This window comes from Pseudomonas sp. PvP100 (genome assembly GCF_017833055.1).
Classification (GTDB): Bacteria; Pseudomonadota; Gammaproteobacteria; order Pseudomonadales; family Pseudomonadaceae; genus Aquipseudomonas; species Aquipseudomonas syringae.
Map to the genome: position 1 here is coordinate 4,753,412 of NZ_JAFIBO010000001.1, position 21,734 is coordinate 4,775,145.

The window sequence follows — 21,734 nt, forward strand, 5'->3', positions numbered from 1 at the left end:
GTAAGTACCATGACCGATCAACCTCCCGCTTCAACAGGCACACCCTGCGAATCGCCTGTCGATAGCGCAGCGCCAGACCTTGAAGCAGAGGCGGTCATCGCCTTCCTGCTCGAGCACCCGGACTTCTTCGCCGAGCACGACGAGCTGCTGGTGTCGATGCGCATCCCGCACCAGCGTGGCGACACCGTTTCGCTGGTCGAGCGTCAGCTCAAGCTGCTGCGCGAGCGCAATATCGAAATGCGCCATCGCCTGTCGCAATTGATGGACGTCGCACGGGACAACGACCGTCTGTTCGAAAAGACCCGCCGCCTGAACCTCGCATTGATGGATGCGACCAGTCTGGAAGAGTTGGTCATCGCCGTCGAAGACAGCCTGCGTCAAGACTTCCAGGTGCCCTTTGTCAGCCTGATCCTGTTCAGCGACAGCCCGATGCCCGTGGGTCGCTGGGTCAGCAGCGCCGAAGCACAGAAAGCCATCGGCGGCCTGATTGGCGAGAAAATCATCTGTGGCGCTCTGCGTGAGCATGAACTGGCGTTTCTGTTTGGCGCAGAACAGGGCAAGGAAGTCGGTTCGACCGCCATCGCCAGCCTCAATCATCTGGGACTGCATGGCGTGCTGGCCATCGGCAGCCGTGATCCGCAGCATTACAAAAGCTCGGTCGGCACCTTGTTCCTCAGTTATATCGCCGATGTGCTGAGTCGCCTGCTGCCGCGCTTCGCCCACTCATTACGCTCGGTTCGCTAGCCATGGATCAGCATCTGGACGCCTACTGCATGCACCTGCGCAGTGAGCGCCAGGTGTCGCCTCACACACTCGAAGCCTACCGACGCGACCTGGGCAAGGTTCTGGCGTATTGCCAAAAGGCACAGTTGTCGAGCTGGAGTGATCTGGATATCCAGCACCTGCGCAGCTTCACTGCCCGCCAGCACCAGCAGGGCCAGTCTTCACGCAGCCTGGCGCGGATGCTGTCGGCGGTGCGCGGCTTCTACAAGTACCTCAATCGCGAAGGCATTTGCCAGCACGACCCGGCAAACGGCCTGTCACCGCCCAAGGGTGAGCGGCGTCTGCCCAAGACCCTGGACACCGACCGCACCGCGCAATTGCTGGACGGCGGCGTTGAAGATGATTTTCTGGCGCACCGCGACCAAGCCATTCTGGAACTGCTGTACTCGTCGGGGTTGCGCCTGTCCGAACTGACCGGCCTGAACCTGGACCAACTGGACCTGCGCGACGGACTGGTGCAGGTGCTGGGTAAGGGCAGCAAGACCCGCGTACTGCCTGTGGGCAGCAAGGCGCGTCAGGCACTGGAAGTCTGGCTGCCATTACGCGCTCTGACCCATCCGCAGGACGACGCGGTATTTGTCAGCCAGCAAGGCAAGCGTCTTGGCCCGCGTGCGATTCAGGTGCGACTCAAGGCAGCCGGTGAGCGAGAGCTGGGGCAGAATCTGCACCCGCACATGCTGCGGCACTCCTTCGCCAGCCATCTGCTCGAATCGTCACAGGACTTGCGCGCCGTGCAGGAGCTGCTCGGTCATGCGGATATCAAGACCACGCAGATATACACACACCTGGACTTCCAGCATTTGGCTACTGTTTATGACAGCGCCCATCCTCGAGCCAAACGTAAAGGAGCTGCAGATGATTAAGCTGGTGACGTTTGATCTTGACGACACGCTCTGGGACACCGCCCCTGCCATTGCCGGTGCCGAAGTCACGCTGCGTGACTGGCTGGGCGAAAACGCGCCCAGGCTGGGGGCGGTTCCTGTCGAGCACCTGTGGGAAATCCGCTCGCGTCTGGTGGCCGAAGACCCGTCCTTCAAGCACCGCATCAGCGCCTTGCGCCGCCGCGTACTGTTTCATGCACTCGAAGATGCCGGCTACGACCCGGAAGAGGCGCAGGATCTGGCCGACCGGGGCTTTGAAGTGTTTCTGCAGGGCCGTCATCAGGTGCAGATTTTCCCTGAGGTGCAACCGATGCTGGAGATTCTCGCCAAGACCTTCACGCTGGGCGTGATTACCAATGGCAATGCCGATGTGCGTCGTCTGGGGCTGGCGGACTACTTTGCCTTCGCGCTGTGCGCCGAGGACCTGGGCATCGGCAAGCCTGACCCGGCACCGTTCGTGGAGGCGCTGCGCCGGGCAAAGGTCGATGCCGGTTCGGCGGTGCATGTCGGTGACCACCCCAGGGACGACATTGCAGGTGCCCAGCAGGCTGGCATGCGCGCCATCTGGTACAACCCGCAAGGCAAGGCCTGGGATGCGGATCGACTTCCGGATGCCGAGATCCATAACCTGTCGCAACTGCCCGAGGTGCTGGCGCGCTGGGCCTGAAAGCGCACTGACAAGCGCGCATAGAAAAGCCCGCAGCGACGGCGGGCTTTCCTCATACAGTCACGCAGCCTCAGATAGGGCGGCTACCGTATTTGTTGTCAGGCTTCTTGGGCGGATCGGCGACCACGTTGGCCTCCACTTCCTGCACCTTGCCACCACGCGCCAGGAATTCTTCCATGGCACGTGCCAGAGCATCACGCTCCTTGTTCTTGGCTTCCACGCTAGGCAGCTCATCGACCGAGACTGCAGCCTTGGCTTTGCCTTTTGCGGCAGGTGCCGGAACGTCATCGTCTGCTTCGACCGGGTCGTCTCCGGAAGCAGCTGCAAGCTCCTCACCGTCCTCTTCGCCTTCCAGGTCGTCTTCCAGATCGTCCTTAATATCGTCGTCGTCGCTCATGTTCTACCTCATGACTTGCGAAAGCTGATTAGTTATAGCCCAATCGCCCAAAATTGCTAAGGCAACCGGAAAAATTCAACAACCGCTGACTTCAGCGGTTATGTCCACTCACCCTGAAGGGTGGCAAGGACGTTACGAGACCCACCAGCGTCTCGGTGTTCGCCCAGGTAAATACCTTGCCAGGTGCCCAGCGCCAGTCGCCCTGCCGTAACCGGCAATAGCAACTGGCAGCCCAGCAGACTGGCCTTGAAATGCGCTGGCAAGTCATCAGGGCCTTCGTCGTCATGTTCGTAGCCGTCCGCGCCCTGGGGCACCAGACGGTTGAAAAAACGCTCAAAGTCGCGACGTACCGCCGGATCGGCATTCTCGTTGACGGTCAACGAAGCCGAGGTATGTTGCAGCCATACATGCAGAAGCCCGACACGACAACCGCGCAACGGGGGCAACCCCGCGACTATCTCGTCAGTCACCAGATGGAACCCGCGGGGCCTGGCCCGCAAGGCAATCCTGGATTGATGCCACATACCGTTCTCCGCACCTTCGGCGCGCATTCTAACTCGACTGAGAAAAAAGCAAAGCGCGCAATAAACCGGCTTCCCTGCAAGTTGACGAAGACTGCCGCAACCTCGTTACCTGCGCTGCGTCACGGTGCCGAAATCATTGACACGGGCAAGATCAATGACAGCAAAAAGCGGCGGTATATCCACAAACGTCAGACAAAAAAATGCCCGGAGACCGGGCATTCTTTTTTGCGTAGGCCAAAGCTTACAAGTTGTAGCCACGCTCGTTGTGTTGAGCGAGGTCCAGACCGACAGACTCTTCCTCGTCGGTGACGCGCAGACCCATGACCGCATCCAGCACCTTGAGGATGATGAAGGTCACGATTGCGGTGTAGACAACGGTGAACGCGACGCCCTTGAACTGAATCCAGACCTGAGCACCGATGTCAGTCACGGTGCCGAAGCCGCCCAGTGCAGGTGCTGCGAACACACCGGTCAGGATCGCGCCGACGATACCGCCGATGCCGTGAACGCCGAACGCATCCAGGGAGTCATCGTAGCCCAGCTTGCGCTTGAGGCTGGTCGCGCAGAAGAAGCAGATCACGCCCGCTGCCAGACCGATGATCAGCGCGCCCATCGGGCCGACGGTACCGGCCGCAGGGGTAACGGCAACCAGGCCGGCAACCACACCAGAGGCAATACCCAGAGCACTTGGCTTACCGTGAGTCAGCCACTCGGCGAACATCCAGCCCAGTGCGGCGGCCGCGGTAGCGATTTGAGTGACCAGCATAGCCATACCGGCAGTACCGTTGGCCGCAGCTGCCGAGCCTGCGTTGAAGCCGAACCAGCCGACCCAGAGCATCGCGGCGCCGATCAGGGTGTAACCCAGGTTGTGCGGCGCCATCGGCGTGGTCGGGAAACCTTTGCGCTTGCCCAGTACCAGGCACGCTACCAGACCGGCTACACCGGCGTTGATATGTACGACGGTACCGCCAGCGAAGTCCAGAACGCCCCAGTCCCACAGCAAACCACCGACGCCGCCCCAGACCATGTGGGCGATTGGCGCGTAGACCAGAGTGAACCAGATGCCCATGAACACCAGCATCGCGGAAAACTTCATGCGTTCTGCGAAAGCGCCGACAATCAGGGCAGGGGTGATGATCGCGAAGGTCATCTGGAAGGTGACGAACACCGCCTCAGGGAACAACGCAGCAGGACCGGTAATGCTTGCCGGCGTGATGCCTGCCAGGAACGCTTTACCCATACCGCCAAAGAAGGAATTGAAGTTGACGATGCCCGCTTCCATACCGGTTGTGTCAAACGCAATGCTGTAGCCGTAGACGACCCACAGGATGCTGATCAGACCGGTGATGGCGAAACACTGCATCATCACCGACAGAATGTTCTTGGAGCGAACCATACCGCCGTAGAACAGCGCGAGACCGGGGATGGTCATGAACAGGACCAGAGCGGTCGAGGTCAGCATCCATGCAGTGTCGCCAGAGTTCAGCACCGGCTCGGCCACTGGATCAGCCGCCAGGGCAAGACCAGGTAATGCGAGGGACAACAGGGCACCGAGCCCTGCGAATTGACGCAGAGTCATATTGTTTTCTCCTGGGGCGTTGGGTTTGGCGGCTTAAATAGCGTCTGTATCGGTCTCGCCGGTACGGATGCGAATGGCCTGTTCCAGATTGACCACGAAAATCTTGCCGTCACCGATCTTGCCAGTGTTGGCGGCCTTGGTTATGGCTTCGATGACACGATCCAGATCCTTGTCATCGATGGCGACATCGATCTTCACTTTGGGAAGGAAGTCGACGACGTATTCAGCACCGCGATAAAGCTCAGTGTGACCCTTCTGACGCCCGAAGCCTTTGACTTCAGTGACGGTGATGCCCTGCACGCCGATTTCAGATAACGACTCGCGAACGTCATCCAGTTTGAACGGCTTGATGATGGCAGTGACTAGCTTCATGAAAACTTTCTCCCGAATTTGGTGGACTTGCCCCAGGAAAACAAACCCGACTCAAGTCTAAGCGCAGTGTCTGGCTTTGTAACGTGCTGGCCGCCTGATCAGGCCAGGCCAACTCCAGAAAACCGCTTCTGACGAAACACTTCCCCGCTCCGCCTGCCGCACTGCATTCGTCACAGCGACTGCATCAGTGCATGGGTCATAAGCCACTAAGCAGAAAGCTTGCCACCTCGCGAATATTCATTGAATACAGGCCCTTGGGCCGGTTTTGCATAACCTTGCAGGGTCCATCATGGAGCTAATGCACAGCAATGGTGCTCATGTGCCCGTCACTGCGCTCCATAAGCGTGCATTGCGCACCTGGGATTGACTATAGACACTGCGTGTTACACTGCCGGCCTCTGATTCAGGAAAATAACCATGCTCGCGCCCAAAGCCTTTCTTGACGCTCTCAGCGGCCACGCCTCTCGCCTGTTCAATGGCGAAACGCCTGTACCGCGCAGCGAATTCGAAACCCAGTTCAAGGCCCTGCTGCAAAGCGGCTTCAGCAAACTGGATCTGGTCAGCCGTGAAGAGTTCGACAGCCAGATGGCCGTCCTCGCCCGCACCCGCGCGCGCCTCGAAGCGCTGGAGGCCAAGATGGTCGAGCTGGAAGAGAAGGCTGGTGGGGCCGCAGGGGCTGAAAAAGCCGAATAAGGGCTTTCCTTTGTTTTGCTTTCAGTGCGCTGTAGTGCTGAACGTTGTCATGCACAGCCGGCCAGACACCTGACCTGCTCGCGAAGCGAGATGCTCAAACGTGTACTGGCCTTCGCGTCGCAGCCATGAATCGCTCCGGACTTCAGTGATACAGTTGCGCGCCGAAATACGCTAACGTCTCGGCGCGCCAGTCATGGACTGGCCACTCCTCCCGGCTATTCGAACGTTCTATGGATGGAAGCATGACTGACAAACGTCCCCTTACTCACTGCTCGCTGGCCGCAACCTTGTGGTTGTGTGTCGGCACGTCGGTTTTCGCTCAGGACACGGCACTGCATTCCGGCAAGTACGAGCAGTTGATGCTGGCCGTAACGCCCGAGCATCAGGTCGAGGGTTATTACTCGGAGACGCGCGGCGAGGCATTCAGCTGTGCGTTCTATCTGCAAGGCAAGGTCGAGGCCGGGAAGGGCGCAGCGGTGTCGTCCTGGCTTGATGACGTCTACCCAGGAACACTAAAGGCCTCGGCTGATGGCGTGGTGCTGACGATCGAGCAAGGCCGGCAGCACCCCGGCTGCATGAACGTGATGGCGCCGGACATCGCCACCGGCATGGATCTGACCCGGACCGCCAGCAAGCAGTGGGTCGGTCTGGTGACCGTCACGGCGGACAAGGCCTGGCTGCAAAAAACACCGAATGCCAAAGCCACCCGAGGCGCCTATATCGTCAAGGATGACGTTGTCGGGGTTCTGGCATTCAAGGATGGCGCGGCTCAGGTCGAGTTCATCAATGCCGATGATCGCTCGTTTACCGGGTGGATCAGTCAGGACCAATATGCGCGGTTGGCCGCGCCCGGTCGCTGATATCAGACGGGGAGGTCAGCCAATCTGCCGCACTCGGCTGAGATCTGTCGAGGGCGGGCAGCCAAACTGGCGGCTGTACTCCCTGCTGAACTGCGAAGGGCTTTCATAGCCGACGCGATAGCAGGCGCTGGAGGCGTCCAGGCCTTCATTGATGATCAGTCGTCGAGCCTCTTGCAGGCGCAGCTTTTTCTGGTACTGCAACGGGCTCATGGCGGTCAGCGCCTTGAATCGGTGGTGCAGCGTCGAATTGCCGAGGTTGGCCAGACGCGCCAGCTCGTCGATGCGCAGCGGCTCGGTGTAATGACTGTTCAGCCAGTCGACCGCCCGCGTGACGCGATGCGTCTGCGAATCCCCAACCGCGATTTCGTAGAGTCGCCGCCCATTGTTACCGCGCAGCAGCCGATAGTAGAGCTCCCGAAGTGCAAGGGGCGCGAGCATGCCGATGTCGCGAGGCGTGTCGAGCAGGCGCACCAGCCTCAACATCGTCTCCAGCAATGGCTGATCCATAGGCTCAAGAAACAGGCCCCGCTGCGGCTCGTCCGGAACGCCGTTCAATGGCGCTTCCGCAATGAGCTGGGCAATGTGCGCAGGCTCGAAATCCAGACGAATGCACAGGTAGGGCGCCTCGCCACTCGCTTCCAGCACGCGCCCGGCGACCGGCACAGTCACCGCGACGATCAGGTACTTGAGCGGGTCGTACACATATTGCTCATCGCCCAGCGCAACCTCCTTGCGACCTTGAACGATCACGCAAAGGGCTGGCCGATGCAGCGCATGAATCAGCTCGGACGGTGCATCGCAGCGGATAACGTGCAGCGGCGCAATAGCGGTTTCATAAACACCGGGTGCCGCAAAGCGCTGCGTCAGCAACTGGATGATTTCAGCCCGGCAAACATTGGTGCCCGGAGCGCTCGCAGCATTGTGTGTATCCACGAATAACCCCGTCCCAAGTCAGTGTTGCTGCACGCCTTTCCTTTGCATCGAACGCCATCATAGCGGCCATTGTGCAGCGATTCAGCGTAAGGCAGACCCACAGACAGGAATAGGCAAGTGTCGCGCAGGTATCGGCATGCGCACAGTGATGAGCGACTCGTAGCATGGCCATCGCAATCAGTTTGAGCCCCGCGCTGAAGCTGAGCCACGATGACTTCACGAGGAAAGCCAGTCATGTCGAACATTCAAGGCAAGGTTGTACTGATCACAGGTGCCAGCAGCGGCATTGGCGAAGCTGCCGCCCGACTCATCGCCGCCAAGGGCGCACACGTGGTGCTGGGCGCTCGGCGCATCGAGCGTCTGGAGATGCTGGCGGCAGACATCGAAGCGCAGGGCGGCTCGGCACGCTTCCGCGCGCTGGACGTGACCGATGCGCTCGACATGCAAGCCTTTGCCGACTTCGCCAAACACGCGTTCGGCAAGATCGACGTGATCATCAACAACGCCGGCGTCATGCCCCTGTCGCCGCTCGCCGCGCTGAACATCGCAGAGTGGAACCAGATGCTCGACGTCAACGTGCGCGGCGTACTGCACGGCATCGCCGCCGTGCTGCCGAGCATGCAAGCGCAAGGGCATGGCCAGATCATCAACATCTCGTCCATCGGCGGCCTCGCCGTTTCCCCGACCGCCGCAGTGTACTGCGCCACCAAATTCGCTGTTCGCGCCATCTCCGATGGCCTTCGACAGGAAACCGACAAAATCCGCGTCACCGTCGTCTGCCCCGGCGTGGTCGAATCAGAACTGGCCGACTCGATTTCCGACGAGACCGCGCGCGAGGCGATGAAAGCGTTTAGAAAGGTTGCGCTGGAGCCGGATGCGATCGCACGTGCGCTTGTTTACGCGATCGAGCAGCCGGATGGGGTGGATGTGAGCGAGATTGTGGTGCGGCCTACGGGGAGTGCTTATTGAGCTGCAGGCTTGACTAAGGTGAGCAGGGCACCGTTGAGGACGGTGTCGTGATGAGCTGTTCAAGCTTGATCTCGACCAACCTGGCATTGTCTCGTTCGATCGTCTTGGTTTCGATCGGCTCTTTTGCGAACCCTCGTTGATGGTAGAAATCGATGGCAGGGGTATTGCTCTCCAGCACCCAGACGACAACTCTGGTGCGGCCAGCGGATTGAAAGAGAGGCATCACATGGTCGAACAGCTCTCGCCCAACGCCTTGGCGTGTGTGCGCTGGGCTGACATAGATGGCCTGTACTTCCGCGACGCCGCGGTCTTCGGGATGTTCCCTGTCAGCCCCGGTTGCCATCCAGCCCAAGACCCGATCTAACCTGTCGACTTTGACGTACAGGTCCGATTCGCCCGAAGCGATCTCCTTAGTCCAGTGGGACAGCCTCGCCTCAAGCGTTATCCGATTGATATAGGCGGAGGGAATGATGCCCTCATAGGCACTTCTCCATGACTCCAGATGAATCGTCGCTATTTGCAGCGAGTCCTCGGGAAGGGCAAGGCGGATGCTCATATCAATGCTCCTGCTTGGTTTGTTTCAGCATTTAAAGCAATGTTTATGGCATTTCTACGCAACCAAAATATATATCCGTCGTTCTCGCCCCACTCACACCCTGTATCCATTCCCCCCTCACCCCCACCCCGTAAATAAAGCACGATACCCGCCCATCGCTCATATCAAGGAATGATCCATGTCGCTGGCTATCGTCCATAGTCGTGCCCAGGTCGGGGTGGAAGCCCCGGCGGTTACTGTTGAAGCGCACCTGGCCAACGGCCTGCCGGCCCTGACGCTGGTGGGGTTGCCGGAAGGCGCTGTCAAGGAGAGCAAGGACCGGGTGCGCAGTGCCATTCTCAATTCCGGGCTGGATTTTCCGGCGCGGCGGATCACGCTCAACCTTGCGCCGGCTGATTTGCCCAAGGATGGCGGGCGGTTCGATCTGGCGATTGCGTTGGGTTTACTGGCCGCTAGCGGGCAGGTGCCGCTGGTTGCGCTGCAGGATGTTGAATGCCTGGGCGAGTTGGCGCTGTCGGGGGCGATTCGGCCGATTCAGGGTGTGCTGCCTGCTGCGCTCGCGGCGCGTGCTGCGGAGCGGACGCTGATCATCCCGGCGGTGAACGCCGAGGAAGCGTGCCTGGCGTCGGGGCTGCGGGTGATTGCGGTGAGTCACTTGCTGGAGCTGGTCGCGCATTTCAACGGCCGTACGGTGATTGCGCCGTATCAGTCCAGCGGTCTGCTGCATCAGCCCAAGCCGTATCCGGACCTTAGCGAAGTGCAGGGCCAGACCGCCGCGAAGCGTGCCTTGGTGATTGCCGCGGCGGGGGCGCATAACCTGCTGTTCAGCGGGCCGCCCGGCACCGGCAAGACGCTGCTCGCCAGCCGCCTGCCGGGTTTGTTGCCGCCGCTGGACGAGCATGAAGCGCTTGAAGTGGCAGCGATTCAGTCGGTCGCCAGCCAGGTGCCACTGACCAGTTGGCCGCAGCGGCCGTTTCGCCAGCCGCATCACTCGGCGTCCGGGCCGGCGTTGGTGGGCGGTGGCAGTCGTCCGCAACCTGGCGAGATCACGTTGGCGCATCACGGTGTTCTATTCCTTGATGAGCTGCCGGAGTTTGATCGCCGCGTGCTGGAGGTTTTGCGCGAGCCGCTGGAGTCCGGGCATATCGTGATTTCCCGGGCGCGGGATCGCGTGCGCTTTCCGGCGCGGTTCCAGTTGGTGGCAGCGATGAACCCGTGTCCCTGTGGCTATCTAGGCGAGCCGACCGGGCGCTGCCGTTGTTCCACCGAGCAGGTGCAGCGCTATCGCAACAAGTTGTCCGGCCCGCTGCTGGACCGGATCGACCTGCACCTGACCGTCGCTCGGGAAGCCACCGCCCTCAACCCTGACCCGACCACCAGTGAAAACACTGCCAGTGCCGCAGCCGTGGTCGCTGAGGCGAGAGACCGTCAGCAACGTCGTCAGGGCTGTGCCAATGCGTTTCTCGATCTGCCGGGGCTGCGCGAGTATTGCGCGCTGTCCAGTGTTGACGAAAGCTGGTTGGAGACGGCGTGTGAGCGTCTGACCCTGTCGTTGCGCTCGGCGCATCGATTGCTGAAGGTGGCGCGGACGTTGGCTGATCTGGAGCAGGTGGACGCGATCAACCGCAGTCATCTGGCGGAGGCCTTGCAGTATCGGCCTTCAACCAATTGATGGCCGCAAACGCAAAAACTCGCCGTCAACGATCAAGTCGACGGCGAGTTTTGGGACAGCTAAAGACGCTTACATGCTGCTATAGAACGGGAAGATCCCCATCAGCAGCGCGGCAACCAGGATGCACATGCACACCAGAATCGCCCATTTCAGGGTGAAGCGCTGGTGGTCGCCGAACTCGATACCGGCCAGTGCCACCAGCAGGTAGGTCGAAGGCACCAACGGGCTGAGCAGGTGGACCGGCTGACCGACGATCGAGGCGCGGGCCATTTCCACCGGGCTGATGCCGTAGTGAGCAGCGGCTTCGGACAGCACTGGTAGTACGCCGTAGTAGAACGCGTCGTTGGACATGAAGAAGGTGAACGGCATGCTCACCAGCGCGGTGATCACGGCGAGGTACGGGCCCAGCGCATCCGGGATCACGGCCAGCAGGCTTTTCGACATCGCGTCGACCATGCCGGTGCCGGACAGGATGCCGGTGAAGATGCCCGCAGCGAAGATCAGGCCGACCACCGCCAGTACGCTACCGGCGTGGGCCGATACGCGATCCTTCTGGTCCTGCAGGTTCGGGTAGTTGATGATCATCGCGATACTGAACGCGATCATGAACAGGACCGGCAGGGGCAGCAGGCCCATGATCAGGGCGACCATCAGGGTCAGGGTCAGGGCAGCGTTGAACCAGATCAGCTTTGGACGGCGCGCGTCAGGGAATTGCGAGACGCTGATTTCGCTGTGGTCGACTTCATCACCCTGCAGGTGCAGTTCACCCAGGCGGGCACGTTCGCGTTTGCCGTAGAAGTAGGCAATCGCCAGGATCGCGATCACACCTGCCAGCATGGCCGGGATCATCGGCACGAAGATGTCGGAGGCATCGACGTGCAGGGCGCTGGCCGCACGAGCGGTCGGGCCGCCCCAGGGGGTCATGTTCATCACGCCGCCGGCCAGAATGATCAGGCCGGCCATGATGCGCGGGCTCATGCCGATGCGGCTGTACAGCGGCAGCATGGCGGCGACGCAGATCATGTAGGTGGTCGCGCCGTCACCGTCGAGGGACACCACCAGCGCCAGTACGGCGGTGCCGACCGAAATGCGCATCGGGTCGCCCTTGACCATTTTCAGGATCTTGCGCACGGCCGGGTCGAACAGACCGGAGTCGATCATCAGCGCAAAGTACAGAATGGCGAACATCAGCATCACGCCGGTCGGCGCCAGCTTGGTGATACCTGCCAGCATCATCGGGCCGATCTGCGACGCGAAGCCACCGAACAGGGCGAAGATGATCGGAACCAGAATCAGGGCGATCAGCGCAGTCAGGCGCTTGCTCATGATCAGGTACATGAACGCAATAACCATGGCAAAGCCAAGGAAAGTCAGCATGGGAATACTCCAGACGTAATACGGCTACAGAACGCGAAATGAACGAGTCAGCTCAGCAGATCGGTACGTGGAGTGGGGGCGCAAGGAGAGTGTGGAGCGAGAAGTCAGCAAGCATCGGAGTCACCATTATTGTTGTTAATTGGGCCTGAAACACCGCGGAGTCCGTTCCTGGCTAACCGGTCTTTTTGCCGGAAGTGGGCTGATGCTAATTGGCCAAGCTTTCACCGACCTTTCATTCGGCAGTTGCGGGAATTTTATTGTCGCTGGGGTTGTGGGCATGAACAGGAGGGGCGCGGATGAGCGAGATACACCCGGGTGGCTGCCATTGCGGCGAGCTGTGTTACCAACCGGCTTCCATGGCTACGCCTGGATGCGCACCTGCCGGGGGTTGAAGGCGAACCTTTCTAGGGTTTGAGGGGAGAGTGCCAAGGCCGTAGCCTTCGGCACTATTCGTACGTTACATCCGCAGGTTACTTGCTGAACTGCGACGCCAGTTCGCGCAGCAGCACTTCGGCCTCGAGCACTTTTTTCACCGATTCGTTGGCTTTGTCGCGCGTCAGACCCAGGCGGTCGAACAATTCGTCCGGGATGTCCTGCTCGGGACCGGAGCCGATACCGTTGGCTCGCAGCAGGCGCACTGCGAGATAGACCAGGTTGGCATAGACGTGATGCTCACCCTTGTAGTGCGGGTCGTGCTGGAAACGCAATGCGATGGACAGCTCATCCGGCATGTCCCAATAGCGCATCAGCCACGCACCGATCTGCTCGCGGCTGATACCCAGCAGGTGCTGCTCGATAAAACTGTGGTGCAAATGCGGATTCACTTCCAGTTGCCGGCAAATCAGGGTGAAGTGCGGTGGAAACACGTGCGCCAGCAGCAGGTAACCGAAGTTATGCAGCAAGCCGGCGAGGTAGCTCAGACCACCCTCCGGCCGGCTGGCGCGTGGAATGGCGCGGGTAAGGCCTTCGATGACGGCAGCGGTGTAGATCGATTGCTGCCAGTACGGCGTGGTCTGTTGTGGCTGATCCTTGGGCAGGCTCAGGGTTTTGCCCAGTGCGAGGCCCAGTGCCAGATTGATCACCAGATCGAAGCCCAGTACGCGGACGATTGCGTCTTCGACCGAACGAATCTTGCCGGTCGACGCGTAATACGGCGAAGCGGCCCAGCTGACGACCTGAGCGGCCAGCGCTGGATCGGTTTCGACGACGCCGGTGATGTCGTCGATGGTCGCATCGGGGTCGACCCGCAGTTTGATGATTTTTTGCGCAGTGCCAGCCAGCGGCGGAATCTCCAGGGTCGCCTCCAGACGCTGCTGGATGCGGCGCGCTGTAAAGGCATGCATGGCCTGGGTGATTTCTGCAGGATCGTCGTCAGGGCGGTCGAGGTTCGGCCGGATCGTCGCCACCGGTTGACCAAAGTGCGCGGCGCTGGCCTTGCTCAGCATGCCCTTGAAGTCGTCGCTGCTGATTTCCAGCAGGACACCAGGCTCGCCCGAACCCACCAACAGGGTTGGCTCCTGAAGCAGGCGCTCGTCGTAAAGGCACGGTGAGCTGGTCAGCGCCGGGAGACCTGGCAGTACGCGCAGGTTGTGCTTGGTGAGCATGCGCGCCAGCCGCTCGTGCGGTACGGCGGTCAGTTTGCGACCGGTCAGCTCGGTGATGCGAGAGAGGTCGAGCAACTGGCTTTGCGGGAACAGGATAAGCAATGCACCGACAGCGTCCTCGACCAGCACAGCCTGCACCTTGCGCGCTGGAGGGAGGTTTTTTTCGTCCACGACTTCGTTATAGTTGATAGCCAATTTTTCAAGCAACTGCCGGATTACCGACGGCGCATGGTGCGGATCATTGACGTGGGCGACTTCTGTCATGAGCTATGTCCAAATTCCTACATTTTTTGAAGTATAACCACGTTATTCGATTTGGGTCGCACGCGGTTTGCAAAGCATAGTCTGCATCACACCTGACCATACTGCTGGCCATGACGCAGCCACCTGTCGAGCAGCGGGCTGACGTGTTGCGGCCAGCGCTCCAACAGCGCCTGAGCCGCGTCGCGTACGGCCGGTAGCAGGTCTGCGTCGCGCATCAGGTCGGCGACCTTGAACTGCAGAAGGCCCGTTTGTCGGGTACCTAGCATTTCGCCAGGGCCGCGCAGTTCGAGGTCTTTTTCGGCGATGACGAAACCGTCGTTGGTTTCGCGCATGATGCCCAGCCGCTGCCGTCCGATTTGTGAAAGCGGCGGATGGTAGAGCAGCACACAATGACTCACCGCGCTGCCGCGCCCGACGCGGCCGCGCAACTGGTGCAATTGCGCCAGGCCGAGGCGCTCGGGGTTCTCGATGATCATCAGGCTGGAGTTCGGCACGTCGACACCGACTTCGATGACCGTCGTTGCCACCAGCAATTGCAGCGCACCTTGCTTGAACTCGGCCATGATCGCGGCTTTTTCTGCGGGTTTCATGCGCCCGTGAATCAGCCCGACGCGCACATCACCCAACGCGCTGCTCAATTCTTCGTACGTGGTTTCAGCGGCCTTGCAGGTCAGCTCTTCGGATTCTTCGATCAGCGTGCACACCCAGTAGGCCTGGCGACCTTCTGCGCAGGCGGCGCGCACACGCTCCACGACTTCAAGGCGGCGACTGTCGGCAACCAGCACGGTATTGACCGGCGTCCTGCCCGGCGGCAGTTCGTCGAGGATCGAAGTATCCAGGTCGGCGTAGGCACTCATGGCCAGCGTGCGCGGGATTGGTGTGGCGGTCATGATCAATTGATGCGGGCACATCAGGCCACCAACGCCCTTTTTGCGCAGCGCCAGGCGTTGCTGCACGCCGAACCGGTGTTGCTCGTCGATGATCACCAGCGCCAGGTTCTTGAACTGCACTTCGTCCTGAAACAGCGCATGGGTGCCGACCACCATGGGTGTGCCGCCGGCGATCTGCTCCAGAGACGCGACGCGCGCCTTGCCTTTGAGCTTGCCCGCCAGCCATGCCACACCCACGCCCAAGGGCTCGAGCCAGCGCTGGAAGTTGATGTAGTGCTGCTCGGCGAGAATCTCGGTGGGCGCCATCAGCGCCACTTGATAACCCGCTTCCAGTGCCTGCAATGCAGCCAGCGCAGCAACCACGGTCTTGCCCGACCCTACGTCGCCCTGAATCAGCCGCAGCATCGGCTCAGGCTGACTCAGGTCATAGGCGACTTCCTTGCCGACACGCTGCTGCGCGCCGGTGGGGGCAAAGCCAAGGTTGGCGAGAAACTGTTTCGGCAGTTTTTTCGCAACGGGCAATGCCGGTGCGCGCTGTGAACGCAGGCTTTCACGCAGGCGTTGCTGGGAAAGCTGGTGAGTCAGCAGTTCTTCGAAAGCCAGTCGGTGCTGCGCCCAGTGATGCCCGAGGGCCAGCTCCTCCACGTCGGCATCGGCCGGCGGGTGATGCAGGTAACGGATCGCATCATCCAGCGGGGCCAGCTGATAATCTCGGGCCAGCTCTTCAGGCAGCCAGTCCGGCAGACTTTTGGGGCCGAGCATGGCCAGGCTTTGCTGGCACAGCTGGCGCAGACGCTGTTGGGTCAGGCCTTCGGTCGTCGGGTAGATCGGCGTGAGGGTCTGTTCGACGGGCGCGGGCTCATCACCGGTAATCGCCCGATATTCCGGGTGATAGATTTCCAGTCCTGAAGCTCCGGGACGCGCTTCGCCGAAGCAACGCAGGTGCGTGCCACGCTTCATGCTTTCTTTCTGGGCGTTGCTGAAATGGTAGAAGCGCAGACTGACGACGCCGGTGCCATCGCCCAGCCGGACCAGCAGGCTGCGGCGCTTGCCCATCACCACATCGGCACCGCTGACCACGCCTTCGATGACGGCATCCTGACCAGGACGCAACGCACCGATCGGTACGATGCGCGTGCGGTCCTGATAACGCAGCGGCAGATGGAACAGCACATCCTGCAGGGTTTCCAGGCCGACCTTGGCCAGCTTTTCTGCCATCGCTTCACCGACACCCTTGAGCGCCGTGACCGAGACCCTGGAAAGCTCGCTCATTTCTGTTCTGCCTAGCTAGCGACTGTTTTCGGACGTGCCACCGAGCACAGACGTGCAGAGTCAGCGAGGATTTCGATGGCTTTGGGTCTCGGGAAGCTTGCACGCCAGGCGATGGCGACCGTGCGGAAAGGCACGGGCGGCGTCAGCGGGCGGACTTCGATCACGCCGGGCGCGTAGTGGTGGCTGTCGACTGCCGACAGCGGCAGGATCGAAATGCCCAACCCGGAGGCGACCATGTGCCGAATGGTTTCCAGCGAGCTGGACTCTACTGTCGTGTGCTTGGCGCCTTCGTTGCCTTTGCCCAGCGTCGGGCAGGCTTCCAGGACCTGATCACGGAAGCAGTGACCTTCGCCCAGCAATAGCAGGCTCTTGTCGTTGAGCGCCGAGGCATCGATGGTCTCTTTCTGAGTCCAGGGATGGTCGGCCGGCATCAGGACAGAGAACGGTTCGTCGTAAAGCGGCAGGGTCAGCACGTCGGCTTCGTTGAACGGCAAGGCAATGATGACGGCATCCAGCTCACCGTTACGCAGCTTGTCGCGCAGCACATGCGTGAAGTTTTCTTCGATGTACAACGGCATCTGCGGGGCGACCCGGTGCAGTTGCGGGATCAGGTGAGGAAACAGGTAAGGACCGACGGTGTAGATCGCGCCGACTTTCAGCGGGGCGGTCAGTTGGTTCTTGCCGGCCTGGGCCAGTTCGCGAATACCCTGGGCCTGCTCAAGCACTTTCTGCGCCTGTGCAACGATGCCTTCACCGACCGGTGTCAGGCGCACAGCGCTCTTGCTGCGCTCGAAAATGAGCACGCCGAGTTCGTCTTCGAGTTTTTTGACACCCACCGACAGCGTTGGCTGGCTGACATGACAGCGTTCCGCCGCATGGCCAAAGTGCTGCTCCTGGGCGAGCGTAACGATGTAGCGCAATTCTGTAAGAGTCATAACGTGCGTCCATGAAGTTGCGACCCCAGCATAGCGGGTGCAATCGATAGACGCACGTTATCAGAAGTACTTATGAGTAACAAAAGTACAATTCAGCGTTTATCCAGCGAATAAACGAACGGTGCGAGGATTTCAATGGTGCCGTTGTTGAGGATTTCCTTAGGCGGCTTGGGCAATGGCTGAGCGCGACGGATCATTTCCATGGTCGCTCGATCCAGCGCCGAGCTGCCTGAACTGTTGGCAATCGAGTAGGACAGCACGTTGCCGTCAGCATCCACCACGAAGCGCAAACGAGCAACACCCTGCATGCCACGACGGCGTGCATCCTCAGGGTACTTCTTGTACTTGCTCAGATGACCGAGCAAATCACCCTGCCAGTTCGGCAATGCGTTGCTGGGTGGCGAAGGTGCAGGAGCAGGCTTGGGAGCCACCGGCTTTGCCGGTTGCGCCGTGGTCGGCGGTGTATCGACCGGCTTTTCGTCGGCAGGCTTTTCCTTGGGCTGCTCAGGCTTCTTCTGCGGCTTTGGCGGCTGCGGTTTGGGCTTGGGCTTCTCGACCTTCTTGGGCACCACGATTTCCGGCTTCGGCGCCTGCACGACTTCCGGCACCGGTGTCGGCTCCTCCGGGGCTGGCGGTGGAGGCGGCTGAACGACCTTGGGCGGTGGTGGCGGAGCGGGTTCGGGCACTGGCGCAAGTTCGACCATCATGGCGGCCGGTGGCAATTCGACAGGCTGCGGGGCAGGCCAGCGAACGGCAACAATGATTGCGATGGCGTGCACGGCCAGCACCAACAACAGACTACCGCTATAGCGCGTCAGTTTTTGGCGCGTACTGATCATTTCTTACCAGCCGTCTCAAGACCCACCAGACCGACCTTCAGGTAACCCGCACCCCGAAGCGTGTTCATGACCTCCATCAGATCGCCGTAATCCACGCCCTTGTCGGCCTGGAAGAAGATCGTGGTGTCTTTCTTGCCCTTGGTGCGGGCGTCCAGCACCTGACCGATCTGCTCGCGGGCAACCTTCTCTTCGCCCAGGTACAGGCTCTTGTCGGTTTTCACGCTGAGAAAGATCGGCTTCTCGGGTCTGGGCTGCGGTGTGGCGGTAGACGCTGGCAGATCGACCTTGATGTCAACGGTCGCCAGCGGCGCAGCCACCATGAAGATGATCAGCAGCACCAGCATGACGTCGATGAACGGCGTCACGTTGATTTCATGGTTCTCGGCGAGATCGTCGCCGCCTTCGTTAAGATGCAGGCCCACGTGTTAGCCCACCTTGACCATGTGCGGTTGTTGTTGATTGCGCTCGGACGGCTCTGGCAGATGATCCAGATCGCGGCTGACCAGCAGCAGGACGTGTGCCGAGGCATCGGACACCTGAGCCTTGTAACCGGCGATGGAGCGGGCGAAGACGTTGTAGATCACCACCGCAGGGATCGCCGCGACCAGGCCCAGCGCCGTGGCCAGAAGGGCTTCGGCGATGCCGGGGGCGACCACGGCGAGGTTGGTGGTCTGGGTCTTGGCGATGCCGATGAAGCTGTTCATGATGCCCCATACCGTACCGAACAGACCTACGAACGGCGCAGTCGAACCGATGGTCGCCAGCACGCCGGTGCCCATGCTCATGTTGCGGCCACAGGCGGCGACCAGACGCTCGAGGCGGAAGCTGACACGCTCCTTGATCCCTTCGCGCTCGCGGCTGTTGGCCGACAAGCGCATCTCTTCGAGGGCGTCGTGCACCAACAAGTGGGCGAGGGTGCCTTCCGTGCTGGCGGTGGCGCTCGCTTCAGACAGGGAGCGGGCTTTTTTCAGGTTGGCAATTTCGCCGCGTAACCGGCGCTTGGCGCCCAGCAGCTCGAAACCCTTGGAGATCCAGATGGTCCACGTAATGATCGAGGCGATGGCCAGACCGATCATGACCGCTTTGACCACCACGTCGGCGTTCTGATACATGCCCCACGGCGACAGGTCATGCGCCATGCCCAGGCTGTTGTCTTCGGCGGCGGGTTCCATGGCCTGCACCGGGGCTGCTGCGTCAGGTGCGGCAGGTGCCGTTGCCGCAGGTGCGGTGGAGGTCGCAGGGGCCGCGGTCGGAGCCGATTGATCCGCGAGTGCCATGGGGACGAACATCAGGCTCAAGACAAGGGCTGCGATACTGCGCCATGCACGAGGCAGGCGAGGCATCTGGGTAGGCGAAGCGATTGATTGAATGCGTTTCATGCTGGCCGGACCTGAGAGGAAAAAAGGGGATGGTTCCAGTGCGTCGCGTGGTGCCGTCGACGCTCACGGGGAACGAATGGGCTGCCATTATTGCAAATCGTTCTTGTTAACAAAAGTAATACAGTATCTTTTTTACATATTCGCCCGAACGCTTGCCTGTCGATGAGCGTTTTTAACGATACTGACACCGCCTTTTCTGGAGATACCGAATGACTGCTCCTTCGCTTCTGATCGCCGGCTGTGGCGACATTGGTTCGCGACTCGCTAACCGCCTGCTGCCTCACGGCTGGACCGTGCATGGGCTGCGGCGCACTGTTTCCGAGCTTCCTGCCGGTGTTCACGGTGTGGCGGGCGATCTGTTCAATAAGCCCAAACCTGCCCAGTGGCCTGATGCGGCACTGGACTATGTGGTGTATTGCGCGACCCCCTCGCAGCGTGACGAAGCGGGTTACCGGATGGCTTACGTCGAGGGCCTGCGTAATGTGTTGAGTTGGCTCGAGCAGACCGGGCAGCGGCCAAAGCGCTTGATCTTCGTTTCAAGCAGCGGTGTTTACGGTCAGCAGAACGGGGAGTGGGTGGATGAAACCTCCGCCACCGAGCCCGGCAACTACACCGGCACGGTGATGCTGGAAGCCGAGCAGGTCGCGCTGAACAGCGGGTTTCCGGCCACGGCGGTAAGACTGACCGGTATTTACGGCCCAGGTCGCAGTGACTTGTCGAACCGTGTCCGTCAGGGGCACAGCGTGAGGATCGATCCGCCGGTCTACGCCAATCGCATTCATGCCGACGATGCGGCCGGTCTGCTGGAGCACGTGCTGCTGGCGGATCAACGCGGCGTTGCGCTGGAGAGTTGCTACCTGGGCGTCGACGACGATCCGGCCGCGCTGGCCGATGTGGTGGCGTGGATCCGTGAGTATCTGGGGGTGACCGAATGGTCGGAGGAGGTCAGCGTGCAGCGCGTGGGCAGCAAGCGTTGCAGTAATGCCAGGGCGCGGGCATTAGGATGGTCGCCGATTTACCCTGACTATAAAGCAGGTTATGCGGCTTTGCTGGGCTAAAACATTGGTCGATCAGGAGCGCCGTGAAGGGCGCTCCTGATGCCTGAATCGCTTACTGCTGTTCGAGCAACCAGCGACGTGGGCCGGGACGCAGCTCGGGCATCTGGTCCGCGCCGGCGTTGTTCACAGCCTGGAATATCTCCAGCTGCTTGCCTTTGCGGGCGAAAATCCACGGGTTGCCTTTCTCGGCTTTCTCCAGCCACATGCTGTCGTATTCGCCGCTCATGGCGGCACAATCACCTGCCAGGCAGAGCGCGTAACGATCGTTTTCCGGAAGCCCCTGCACACTGCCATCAGGCATGAATTGCACAGTGCTGCCCTGACCATCGCCCTCGACGACCGTCCACTTGCCGCCCATGTAGGCGCCATACAGGGCTTTCTCGAAGCTGCTGCCTGGCTGAGCGCCGTCCGGGGCCGGATCTTCGGGCTTCTGGAAGTGCTGTTCAGGGCCTGACTCGCTGGCCGCCTGGACCAGTTCGTCACCCTTGACGCTCAGGTCTTCGAAGAAGTTGCCATAGAAGTCGACGTGCAGCTTGCCTTCGGCAGCGCTGACAATCTTGCCTTCGCCCAGCTCGAAGCCATTGGAGTAAATGGCCTGGTTGGCCTTGGAGTTGATTTTCCACTCCAGGTTGGGACCATTGGCGAGCAGGGCCTGACGCAAGTTGCCTTGCTTGACGGCGGCGTCGATGGCGGTCTGGTTGATCCACGTGCCGTCCGGATTGCGGTCGGCGTGGCTGGCGCAGCCGCCTAGAATGACGGCGAGCAGCGAGATGGCGAGCGCGGAGCGCATAACGGATTCCTTCCTTCAGGGAGAACGGAGCGCAAGGCACGCTCCGTCGGGGATTTATTCGATGACGAGAATCGCGTCCATTTCAACCTGGGCGCCACGCGGCAAAGCCGCAACGCCGATAGCTGCGCGAGCCGGATAAGGCTGAGTGAAGTAGGCGCTCATCAGCTCGTTGACCTTGGCGAAGTGGCCCAGATCGGTCAGAAAGATGTTCAGTTTGACGATGTCCTTGAAAGATCCGCCCGCTGCTTCGGCAACCGACTTGAGGTTTTCGAAAACCTGAGTGATCTGGGCTTCGATGCCCTCGACCAGTTCCATGGTGCTCGGGTCCAACGGGATCTGTCCGGACATGTAGACGGTATTGCCAGCTTTGATGGCCTGTGAGTAAGGGCCGATGGCCGCAGGGGCTTTATCGCTGGTGATGACAGTCTTGGTCATGAGAA

23 protein-coding genes are annotated in these 21,734 nt (G+C 60.7%); 8 read left to right on the plus strand and 15 right to left on the minus strand.

The genetic code is table 11. The features are described from left to right. Positions 1-9: 9 nt before the first annotated feature. From JOE39_RS20520 to JOE39_RS20530, 3 genes are read left to right on the plus strand one after another with little or no spacing between them, the layout of a single operon-like run. A complete protein-coding gene (locus tag JOE39_RS20520; protein ID WP_004403712.1) occupies positions 10-744 on the plus strand; it encodes a DUF484 family protein in 735 nt (244 codons plus the stop codon). Positions 745-746: 2 nt separating this feature from the next. Continuing rightward, positions 747-1,646: a tyrosine recombinase XerC gene (gene xerC, locus JOE39_RS20525; RefSeq protein ID WP_003318087.1), complete on the plus strand. Its 900-nt coding sequence runs from the start codon at positions 747-749 to the stop codon at positions 1,644-1,646. Beyond that, positions 1,639-2,331 (plus strand): HAD family hydrolase, encoded by a 693-nt coding sequence (locus JOE39_RS20530; RefSeq protein WP_004403714.1) that lies wholly within the window; start codon positions 1,639-1,641, stop codon positions 2,329-2,331. Before xerC ends, JOE39_RS20530 begins: the two co-directional genes overlap by 8 nt. Before the next feature lie 70 nt (positions 2,332-2,401). Here JOE39_RS20530 and sutA read toward each other — a convergent pair whose 3' ends face one another. The 4 genes from sutA to glnK all read right to left on the minus strand — a co-directional run bounded on the left by sutA (position 2,402) and on the right by glnK (position 5,203). Then, on the minus strand, positions 2,402-2,728 hold the full coding sequence (sutA, locus tag JOE39_RS20535) for a transcriptional regulator SutA (RefSeq protein ID WP_003425837.1): 327 nt from the start codon (positions 2,726-2,728) through the stop codon (positions 2,402-2,404). 98 nt (positions 2,729-2,826) lie between these two features. Then, the gene (locus JOE39_RS20540) at positions 2,827-3,252 is read right to left on the minus strand and encodes a secondary thiamine-phosphate synthase enzyme YjbQ (RefSeq protein WP_003425839.1); all 426 of its coding nucleotides are present in this window, start codon (positions 3,250-3,252) and stop codon (positions 2,827-2,829) included. A 241-nt stretch (positions 3,253-3,493) separates the two neighbouring features. Then, complete coding sequence (locus JOE39_RS20545; RefSeq protein ID WP_010408534.1) at positions 3,494-4,831, minus strand: ammonium transporter; 1,338 nt, start codon at positions 4,829-4,831, stop codon at positions 3,494-3,496. Positions 4,832-4,864: 33 nt separating this feature from the next. Beyond that, the gene (glnK, locus tag JOE39_RS20550; protein WP_002555808.1) at positions 4,865-5,203 is read right to left on the minus strand and encodes a P-II family nitrogen regulator; all 339 of its coding nucleotides are present in this window, start codon (positions 5,201-5,203) and stop codon (positions 4,865-4,867) included. 417 nt (positions 5,204-5,620) lie between these two features. Between glnK and JOE39_RS20555 the strand changes: the two genes are divergently transcribed. Beyond that, a complete protein-coding gene (locus tag JOE39_RS20555; RefSeq protein WP_010408657.1) occupies positions 5,621-5,896 on the plus strand; it encodes an accessory factor UbiK family protein in 276 nt (91 codons plus the stop codon). A gap of 242 nt (positions 5,897-6,138) precedes the next feature. Continuing rightward, on the plus strand, positions 6,139-6,756 hold the full coding sequence (locus JOE39_RS20560; protein ID WP_010408659.1) for a hypothetical protein: 618 nt from the start codon (positions 6,139-6,141) through the stop codon (positions 6,754-6,756). Positions 6,757-6,771: 15 nt separating this feature from the next. On the opposite strand, the gene JOE39_RS20565 is transcribed toward JOE39_RS20560, so the two are convergent. Then, positions 6,772-7,689 carry an AraC family transcriptional regulator gene (locus JOE39_RS20565; protein WP_210078336.1) on the minus strand — a complete coding sequence of 306 codons (918 nt, stop codon included), beginning with the start codon at positions 7,687-7,689 and terminating at the stop codon, positions 6,772-6,774. A 234-nt stretch (positions 7,690-7,923) separates the two neighbouring features. On the opposite strand from JOE39_RS20565, the gene JOE39_RS20570 reads away from it, so the two are divergent. Beyond that, positions 7,924-8,658, plus strand: a complete 735-nt coding sequence (locus tag JOE39_RS20570; RefSeq protein WP_210078334.1) for an SDR family oxidoreductase — start codon at positions 7,924-7,926, stop codon at positions 8,656-8,658. 13 nt (positions 8,659-8,671) lie between these two features. Here the strand turns inward: JOE39_RS20570 and JOE39_RS20575 are convergent, their stop codons facing one another. After that, on the minus strand, positions 8,672-9,214 hold the full coding sequence (locus JOE39_RS20575; RefSeq protein ID WP_210078332.1) for a GNAT family N-acetyltransferase: 543 nt from the start codon (positions 9,212-9,214) through the stop codon (positions 8,672-8,674). A gap of 178 nt (positions 9,215-9,392) precedes the next feature. Here JOE39_RS20575 and JOE39_RS20580 point away from each other — a divergent pair, with 178 nt between their 5' ends. After that, positions 9,393-10,886 (plus strand): YifB family Mg chelatase-like AAA ATPase, encoded by a 1,494-nt coding sequence (locus JOE39_RS20580; protein WP_003413980.1) that lies wholly within the window; start codon positions 9,393-9,395, stop codon positions 10,884-10,886. 69 nt (positions 10,887-10,955) lie between these two features. On the opposite strand, the gene JOE39_RS20585 is transcribed toward JOE39_RS20580, so the two are convergent. From JOE39_RS20585 to exbB, 7 genes are all read right to left on the minus strand, one after another. After that, complete coding sequence (locus JOE39_RS20585) at positions 10,956-12,263, minus strand: CitMHS family transporter (RefSeq protein ID WP_003313973.1); 1,308 nt, start codon at positions 12,261-12,263, stop codon at positions 10,956-10,958. Between the two features lie 470 nt (positions 12,264-12,733). Further along, on the minus strand, positions 12,734-14,131 hold the full coding sequence (locus JOE39_RS20590; RefSeq protein WP_057446098.1) for an aminoacyl-tRNA deacylase and HDOD domain-containing protein: 1,398 nt from the start codon (positions 14,129-14,131) through the stop codon (positions 12,734-12,736). Between the two features lie 86 nt (positions 14,132-14,217). Next, positions 14,218-16,293: an ATP-dependent DNA helicase RecG gene (gene recG / locus JOE39_RS20595; protein ID WP_003425918.1), complete on the minus strand. Its 2,076-nt coding sequence runs from the start codon at positions 16,291-16,293 to the stop codon at positions 14,218-14,220. Positions 16,294-16,304: 11 nt separating this feature from the next. Further along, positions 16,305-17,228, minus strand: coding sequence for a hydrogen peroxide-inducible genes activator (locus JOE39_RS20600; RefSeq protein WP_002551493.1), 924 nt, complete (start codon positions 17,226-17,228; stop codon positions 16,305-16,307). 92 nt (positions 17,229-17,320) lie between these two features. Next, positions 17,321-18,067 carry an energy transducer TonB gene (locus JOE39_RS20605; RefSeq protein WP_122220031.1) on the minus strand — a complete coding sequence of 249 codons (747 nt, stop codon included), beginning with the start codon at positions 18,065-18,067 and terminating at the stop codon, positions 17,321-17,323. Next, positions 18,064-18,489, minus strand: a complete 426-nt coding sequence (gene exbD / locus JOE39_RS20610; RefSeq protein ID WP_002551495.1) for a TonB system transport protein ExbD — start codon at positions 18,487-18,489, stop codon at positions 18,064-18,066. The genes JOE39_RS20605 and exbD overlap by 4 nt, the downstream gene beginning before the upstream one ends. Before the next feature lie 3 nt (positions 18,490-18,492). Next, positions 18,493-19,446, minus strand: coding sequence for a tonB-system energizer ExbB (exbB, locus tag JOE39_RS20615; protein ID WP_003392612.1), 954 nt, complete (start codon positions 19,444-19,446; stop codon positions 18,493-18,495). Between the two features lie 209 nt (positions 19,447-19,655). On the opposite strand from exbB, the gene JOE39_RS20620 reads away from it, so the two are divergent. After that, the gene (locus JOE39_RS20620; protein ID WP_122220032.1) at positions 19,656-20,504 is read left to right on the plus strand and encodes an SDR family oxidoreductase; all 849 of its coding nucleotides are present in this window, start codon (positions 19,656-19,658) and stop codon (positions 20,502-20,504) included. Between the two features lie 52 nt (positions 20,505-20,556). Here the strand turns inward: JOE39_RS20620 and JOE39_RS20625 are convergent, their stop codons facing one another. Next, complete coding sequence (locus JOE39_RS20625) at positions 20,557-21,294, minus strand: lipoprotein (protein WP_003313983.1); 738 nt, start codon at positions 21,292-21,294, stop codon at positions 20,557-20,559. Between the two features lie 54 nt (positions 21,295-21,348). Next, positions 21,349-21,729 carry a RidA family protein gene (locus tag JOE39_RS20630; RefSeq protein ID WP_003313984.1) on the minus strand — a complete coding sequence of 127 codons (381 nt, stop codon included), beginning with the start codon at positions 21,727-21,729 and terminating at the stop codon, positions 21,349-21,351. Positions 21,730-21,734: the final 5 nt, after the last annotated feature.